The organism is Streptomyces sp. NRRL S-31, assembly GCF_000718775.1.
Lineage (GTDB): Bacteria > Actinomycetota > Actinomycetes > Streptomycetales > Streptomycetaceae > Streptomyces.
Genome location: NZ_JOCB01000173.1, coordinates 1 through 6,835, shown reverse-complemented (window position 1 = coordinate 6,835; position 6,835 = coordinate 1). Strand labels below are relative to the sequence as shown.

The following is a 6,835-nucleotide window of genomic DNA, read 5'->3' as shown; positions in this document are numbered from 1 at the left end:
GTCCGGCCCGGCCCTCGGCGGGCCCGGCCGGCACGGGAGGCAGCTCGCGCGTCTCGTCGTAGGCGCTCTGCCAGCCGTGCGCGGCGGCCGGGTCGGCGTACTCCTCGTACGCCGGGGCCGCGGCCGGCCGCGGGTGGTACACGTTCGGCCCGGCCCCGGGCGTGCCGCCCGCCTCCCGGGTGCCGTCCGCCCCCACCTCGTACTCCCGTTCCGTGGACATGTCAGCGGATTCTAGGGACGCAAGGGATCACCGAGACAGCCGACGGCGATTTCCGGGCAAACTTCCGCGTCTCACGTGGCGGAAAACACGACGCGTGAGGCGTTACCGGGTCGTAAGCTCACGGACATGCAGGTGACCCAGTCGACCAAGCTCGCCAACGTCTGTTACGAGATCCGGGGACCGGTGCTCGAAGAGGCCATGCGGCTTGAGGCGGCGGGCCACCGCATCCTCAAGCTGAACACCGGCAACCCGGCCGCCTTCGGCTTCGAGTGCCCGCCGGAGATCCTGGAGGACGTCCTCCGCAACGTCTCCACCGCGCACGGCTACGGCGACGCCAAGGGCCTGCTCGCCGCCCGCCGCGCGGTCGTGATGCACAACCAGACCCTCGGCATCGAGACGGACGTCGAGCACGTCTTCATCGGCAACGGTGTCTCCGAGCTGATCGTGATGGCGATGCAGGGGCTGCTGGACGACGGCGACGAGGTCCTCGTACCGGCCCCGGACTACCCGCTGTGGACGGCGGCCGTCTCCCTCTCCGGCGGTACGGCGGTGCACTACCGCTGCGACGAGCAGTCCGACTGGATGCCCGACCTCGCCGACATCGAGCGCAAGGTCACCGACCGCACCAAGGCGATCGTCGTCATCAACCCGAACAACCCCACGGGCGCCGTCTACGACGAGACCGTGCTCAAGGGGCTGACGGACATCGCCCGCCGGCACAACCTCCTCGTCTGCTCCGACGAGATCTACGACAAGATCCTCTACGACGGAGCCACCCACACGCCGACCGCGAAGGTCGCCCCCGACCTGCTCACCCTCACCTTCAACGGCATGTCGAAGGCGTACCGGGTGGCCGGCTACCGCGTCGGCTGGATGTCGATCTCCGGCCCGCGCGCCCACGCCGACTCCTACATCGAGGGCCTGACGATCCTGGCGAACATGCGGCTGTGCGCGAACATGCCGGGTCAGCACGGGGTGGTCGCCGCGCTCGGCGGACGCCAGTCGATCGAGGACCTGGTGCTGCCGGGCGGGCGGCTGAAGGAGCAGATGGACACCGCGTACGAGCTGCTGACCCGGATCCCGGGGGTGAGCTGCGTACGGCCGAAGGGCGCCCTGTACCTGTTCCCGCGCCTCGACCCCCAGGTCTTCAAGGTCAAGGACGACCGGCGGCTGGTCCTGGACCTGCTGCGGCAGGAGAAGATCATGGTTGTCCACGGCACGGGCTTCAACTGGCCGGAGCACGACCACTTCCGGGTGGTGACCCTGCCGACCGTCGGCGACCTGCGCGACGCGGTCACCCGGATCGGGAACTTCCTGGACGGGTACGTCCAGGCGTAGCCGACGGGGGCCGTGACCCGACTCAACTTTAGACGAAATCTAAGCTAGGATGGCTTCCTGTCAGCGCACAGGAGGCCATCCCCCATGTACGAACCGATCCGCACCAAGTCGGTCCACAGCACGATGGCCGGCACCACCTCCGACTTCCCCCACCGCTCGCGCGAGGAGGAGCTGGACATCCAGCTCGCCGGACACCTCGCCGCACTGCTCGCGGTCACCGACGAGCTGCGCGCCCTGACCCCGTCCGCCGACCTGGACACCGCCGCCGAGCGCCTCGCGGCGCAGGTGGCGCGGCTGCGCGGCGGGCGCACCCCGCTGCGGGCGGCCCCCACCGCGACCGGTGAACCGGGCGTGCTGCACCGGCGGGCGCACACGCTCGCCGGACGGGCGCTCGTGGTCGCCGCCTCGCGCGCGGACACGGCGGTGGCGATCCTCACCGCCGAGCGGATGGACGCCCACGGTGCCGCCACGGCCGCCGCCGAGCCGGCCGGACCGAAGGAGTTCAGCCCGGCACACTGACCCCGCCCGGGGTCCCCCGATCGGCCCCGGTCCGCGTGCACCCGCAGCGACGCGCGGACCGGGCGCCACACACCCCGCCCGACACCGGCCCCGGCCGGCGAACCCGCCGCCCCGCCCACGCACCCGCACGCCCGCGCCCCGCCCGTCCGGCCCGCGCGGCGGACCCGGTGCCTCCGGTTGCATACCGGGAACGGGCCGTCACCCGGCGTTCATCTCCTCGCGTGCGGAACGTGGGTTTCCGGGAGCACGCTCCCCGACGTGAGACGTATCGCGGGAATCGTCCTCGCGGTCCTGCTGATCGGTGGCGTGGTGGCCGACGTCGTCGCGGGCCGGCACGGAGAGGACAAGGGCACGGCAACGAAGACCGTGCGGGGTGTGATCGGATCGGAGAAGGCCGACTTCTTCGCCGATCCCGACGTGGTGCAGGCCCTCGCCGCCAAGGGCTACACCGTCGAGGCCGAGCCCTCCGGGTCCTGGGCCATGGAGGGCCTGGACCTCAAGGGCTACGACTTCGCCTTCCCGTCCAGCCAGGCACCCGCCGACGAGCTGGCCCGGAAGTACCACGCGCGGCAGCCGCTGCCGCGGCCGTTCTACTCGCCGCTGGTCGTCGTGGCCCACCGCGGCGCGGCCGGCGTGCTCGCCGCGAACGGGCTGGCCGTGCTCGACGGCGCGCACCGGGGCACGCTGAGGATGGCCGCCCTGCTGGACGCGGTCCGGCACGACCGCACCTGGCAGCAGCTCAAGGGGGCCCGGGCGCACGGGGAGCTGACGGGCACGCTGTACATCTCCAGCACCGACCCCGAGTCCTCCAACTCCGGCGCCCTGTACCTCGCCGCCGCCTCCTGCGTGGCGAACCGCCGGCGCCGGGGCCGGCGACTTCGACGGCTTCTACCGCGCGCTCGGCACCGACCGGCGGGAGATCCCCGTCTTCCCGATCCTGTTCGGCGACTCCTCCCGCGCCGAGCTGGAGCACATCGCCGACCTGACCGGCGGCCAGCTCTTCGACGCCCGGCAGGGCTCGCTGGACGGCGCCTTCGAGGAGATCCGTGGCTACCAGCAGGGTCCTCGGCTACCTGGAGTCCCGCAAGAACCTGGCCGGCGGCGCCTGCGGGCTGCTCGGCCTGGTGCTGACCTTCGCCGGGGTCGCGGGACCGTACTGGCCGGTCGTGGTCGCCGGGCTGTACGGCGCCGGCGCGCTGATCGCCCCGCCGGAGCGGCCCGCGCCGCCCGGCTTCCCCGGTCCCTCGGAGCAACTGGACGGGATCCGCGCCGACTTCGCCGCGCTCGGCGCCTACCTCGGGGACGTCGACCTGCCGCCCGGGGCCGCCGCCCGGCTCGCCGAGCTGACCGGGCTGCTGGGCGCGCTGCTGGAGCCGGGCCGGGTCGCCGAGGCGCTCGCCCGGGACCCGGAGGGCGTGCACACCGTCTCCCGGGCGGTACGGCAGGACGTCCCCGAGGCCGTGGACGCCTTCGTCCGCACCCGCTGGTGGACGCGCCTGACCCCCGGCGCCGAACCACCGGAGCGGCACCTGGAGCACCAGCTGGGCCTGTTGCGCGAGGAGGCCGGACGGCTGGCGTCGGCGCTGCGGGACACCGAGCGGCGCAGACAGGAGTCGCACACGCGGTACCTGAAGGCCCGGGGCACCTGAAGGCCCGGGGCCCCGCACGCCGTTGTGCGGGGCCCCGGGCGGGTGTTCACCGCGGCCGGTCGTGACGATCGCTGGTCAGGGCACATCCGGACCGGCCGCGGAGCCTTGCCGGGCCGCGGGCTCGGGGCAGGCGGGGATCAGCCCAGGCGCTCCACCAGCGCCCGGTACTGGTCCCACAGCTCCTTCGGGGTGTGGTCGCCGAAGGTGTTCAGGTGCTCGGGGACCAGGGCGGCCTCCTCGCGCCACACCTCCTTGTCCACCGTGAGCAGGAAGTCCAGGTCGGAGTCGGACAGCTCCAGGCCGTCGGTGTCCAGGGCCTGCCGGGTCGGCAGGACGCCGATCGGGGTCTCGACGCCCTCGGCCGTGCCCGCCAGCCGCTCCACGATCCACTTCAGGACCCGGGAGTTCTCGCCGAAGCCCGGCCAGACGAAGGCGCCCTCGTCGTTCTTGCGGAACCAGTTGACGTAGTAGATCTTCGGCAGCTTGGACTGGTCCTTGTCCTTGGCCACGTCGATCCAGTGGGCCATGTAGTCGCCCATGTTGTAACCGCAGAACGGCAGCATCGCGAACGGGTCGCGGCGCAGTTCGCCGACCTTGCCCTCGGCCGCCGCGGTCTTCTCGGAGGCCACGTTGGCGCCGAGGAAGACGCCGTGGTTCCAGTCGAAGGACTCCGTCACCAGCGGCACCGCGCTGGCCCGCCGGCCGCCGAAGAGGATCGCCGAGATCGGCACGCCCTTGGGGTCCTCCCACTCGGGCGCGATGATCGGGCACTGCGCGGCGGGGACCGTGAAGCGGGCGTTGGGGTGGGCGGCCGGGGTCTCGGCGGCCGGCGTCCAGTCGTTGCCCTTCCAGTCGGTCAGGTGGGCCGGCCGCTCCTCGGTCATGCCCTCCCACCACACGTCGCCGTCGTCGGTGAGCGCGACGTTGGTGAAGACCGCGTTGCCCCACAGGGTCTTCATCGCGTTGGCGTTGGTGTGCTCGCCGGTGCCGGGCGCGACGCCGAAGAAGCCCGCCTCGGGGTTGATCGCGTAGAGGCGGCCGTCCTCGCCGAAGCGCATCCAGGCGATGTCGTCGCCGATGGTCTCCACCGTCCAGCCGGAGATGGTGGGCTCCAGCATGGCGAGGTTGGTCTTGCCGCAGGCGGAGGGGAAGGCGGCGGCGACGTACTTGGACTCGCCCTGCGGCGGGGTGAGCTTCAGGATCAGCATGTGCTCGGCCAGCCAGCCCTCGTCACGCGCCATGACGGAGGCGATGCGCAGCGCGTAGCACTTCTTGCCGAGCAGGGCGTTGCCGCCGTAGCCGGAGCCGTAGGACCAGATCTCGCGGGACTCGGGGAAGTGCGAGATGTACTTGGTCCGGTTGCAGGGCCAGGGGACGTCCTCCTGGCCGGGCTCCAGCGGGGCGCCGAGGGTGTGCACGGCCTTGACGAAGAAGCCCTCGTCGCCCAGCTCGTCCAGGACGGCCTGGCCCATGCGCGTCATCGTGCGCATGGAGACGGCGACGTAGGCGGAGTCGGTGATCTCCACGCCCAGTGCGGAGAGCGGGGAGCCGAGCGGGCCCATGCAGAACGGCACGACGTACATCGTGCGACCCCGCATCGAGCCCCGGAACAGGCCCTTCTCACCGGAGAAGATCTCCCGCATCTCGGCGGGCGCCTTCCAGTGGTTGGTCGGGCCCGCGTCCTCCTCCTTCTCGGAGCAGATGAAGGTCCGGTCCTCGACGCGCGCGACGTCGGTCGGGTCGGAGGCGGCGTAGTAGGAGTGCGGGCGCTTGATCGGGTCGAGCTTCCTGAACGTTCCCTTGGCGACCAGTTCCTCGCACAGCCGCTCGTACTCGGCCTCGGAGCCGTCGCACCAGACCACGCTGTCCGGCTGCGTCAGTTCGGCGATCTCGTTGACCCACGAGATCAGTTCCCGGTGGTGGGTGGGGACGACGGTGGGAGCCGCGTTGTCGCGCGCCACGATTGCTCCTAAGTGAGGGATTTTTTGTTGGTTCCGCCCCGTGGGGGCCGCGACCCGGATGCTTCGTAGCCGCTCATCCGGTGCCGACCGCACTCATTTGATCATCCGAGTCTAGTGCCCATCTGTCCAGAGGGCATCACAGGTGAGCGGCGTGAGGAATCCCACGCTGGCCACGACTCTTTGCGTCCACGTTGATTTCGCCTGAAAGACTTTTTGCCCGGTCACGGAGAGTTTTTTGACGACTACCCGGCGCTTTCGCCGACGACCCGAACTCCCGGGTGCTGACGGGCGACTTACGGTGGCGTCGGTACCATGCCGCGCATGACTGCGCCCGTTCCCGACGCGCCCCTGGACACGCCGGCCGCCGGCCGCGGTCCCGTCGCGCTCTCCTTGCCGCACCCGGTCAAGCCCCGACTCCGCGGCTGGCTGCACCTCGGCATGTTCCCGGCCGTACTCATCGCGGGCCTCGTGCTCACCGCCCTCGCCGACTCGACCAGAGGCCGCATCGCCTGCGGCGTCTACGTCCTGACGGCCTGTCTGCTCTTCGGCGTCAGCGCGCTGTACCACCGCGGCAACTGGAGCCCGCGGATGGACGGCGTGCTGCGCCGCCTGGACCACGCCAACATCTTCCTGATCATCGCGGGCACCTACACGCCGCTGACCCTGCTGCTCCTGCCCGACGGGAAGGGCCGGTGGCTGCTGTGGGGCATCTGGGCCGCCGCCGCGGCCGGCATAGTCTTCCGGGTCTTCTGGGTCGGCGCCCCGCGCTGGCTCTACACGCCCTGCTACATCGCGATGGGCTGGGCGGCGGTCTTCTTCCTGCCCGACTTCCTGCGCACGGGCGGCATCGCCGTCCTGGTCCTGGTGGTCGCGGGCGGGCTGCTCTACAGCGCCGGCGGCGTCATCTACGGCATCAAGCGTCCCAACCCGTCACCGCGCTGGTTCGGTTTCCACGAGGTCTTCCACTCCCTCACCCTCGCCGCGTTCGTCGTCCACTACGTCGGCATCTCGCTGGTGGCCTACCGGCACGCCTGACCCACCGCTCCCACCCGCCCCTTCCCTCCCGCCCCCTCCCGGCCACCGCTCACCCCAGCCGTGGGCGTTCCCCTTTCCCGGCGGGGGTCCTGCGGGCCCTTCCCCGGGGCCGT

Annotated in this window: 6 protein-coding genes and 1 pseudogene; 5 read left to right on the top strand and 2 right to left on the bottom strand. The window is 71.6% G+C overall.

Translation table 11 applies throughout. From position 1 onward, the window contains the following. Positions 1-220: pseudogene (locus IF37_RS0137620) on the bottom strand (hypothetical protein); the annotation flags it as partial. A 126-nt stretch (positions 221-346) separates the two neighbouring features. On the opposite strand from IF37_RS0137620, the gene IF37_RS0137615 reads away from it, so the two are divergent. The 4 genes from IF37_RS0137615 to IF37_RS0137600 all read left to right on the top strand — a co-directional run bounded on the left by IF37_RS0137615 (position 347) and on the right by IF37_RS0137600 (position 3,726). Further along, on the top strand, positions 347-1,558 hold the full coding sequence (locus IF37_RS0137615; RefSeq protein WP_030753909.1) for a pyridoxal phosphate-dependent aminotransferase: 1,212 nt from the start codon (positions 347-349) through the stop codon (positions 1,556-1,558). A gap of 84 nt (positions 1,559-1,642) precedes the next feature. Then, a complete protein-coding gene (locus IF37_RS0137610) occupies positions 1,643-2,077 on the top strand; it encodes a hypothetical protein (RefSeq protein ID WP_030753906.1) in 435 nt (144 codons plus the stop codon). 258 nt (positions 2,078-2,335) lie between these two features. Continuing rightward, positions 2,336-3,208, top strand: a complete 873-nt coding sequence (locus IF37_RS43170) for a substrate-binding domain-containing protein (protein ID WP_253915962.1) — start codon at positions 2,336-2,338, stop codon at positions 3,206-3,208. Beyond that, a complete protein-coding gene (locus tag IF37_RS0137600; protein WP_030753899.1) occupies positions 3,124-3,726 on the top strand; it encodes a hypothetical protein in 603 nt (200 codons plus the stop codon). The genes IF37_RS43170 and IF37_RS0137600 overlap by 85 nt, the downstream gene beginning before the upstream one ends. A 137-nt stretch (positions 3,727-3,863) precedes the next feature. Here IF37_RS0137600 and IF37_RS0137595 read toward each other — a convergent pair whose 3' ends face one another. Further along, on the bottom strand, positions 3,864-5,687 hold the full coding sequence (locus tag IF37_RS0137595; RefSeq protein WP_030753897.1) for a phosphoenolpyruvate carboxykinase (GTP): 1,824 nt from the start codon (positions 5,685-5,687) through the stop codon (positions 3,864-3,866). Between the two features lie 321 nt (positions 5,688-6,008). On the opposite strand from IF37_RS0137595, the gene IF37_RS0137590 reads away from it, so the two are divergent. Further along, positions 6,009-6,722 carry a hemolysin III family protein gene (locus IF37_RS0137590; RefSeq protein WP_030753896.1) on the top strand — a complete coding sequence of 238 codons (714 nt, stop codon included), beginning with the start codon at positions 6,009-6,011 and terminating at the stop codon, positions 6,720-6,722. The last annotated feature ends 113 nt before the right edge of the window (positions 6,723-6,835 follow it).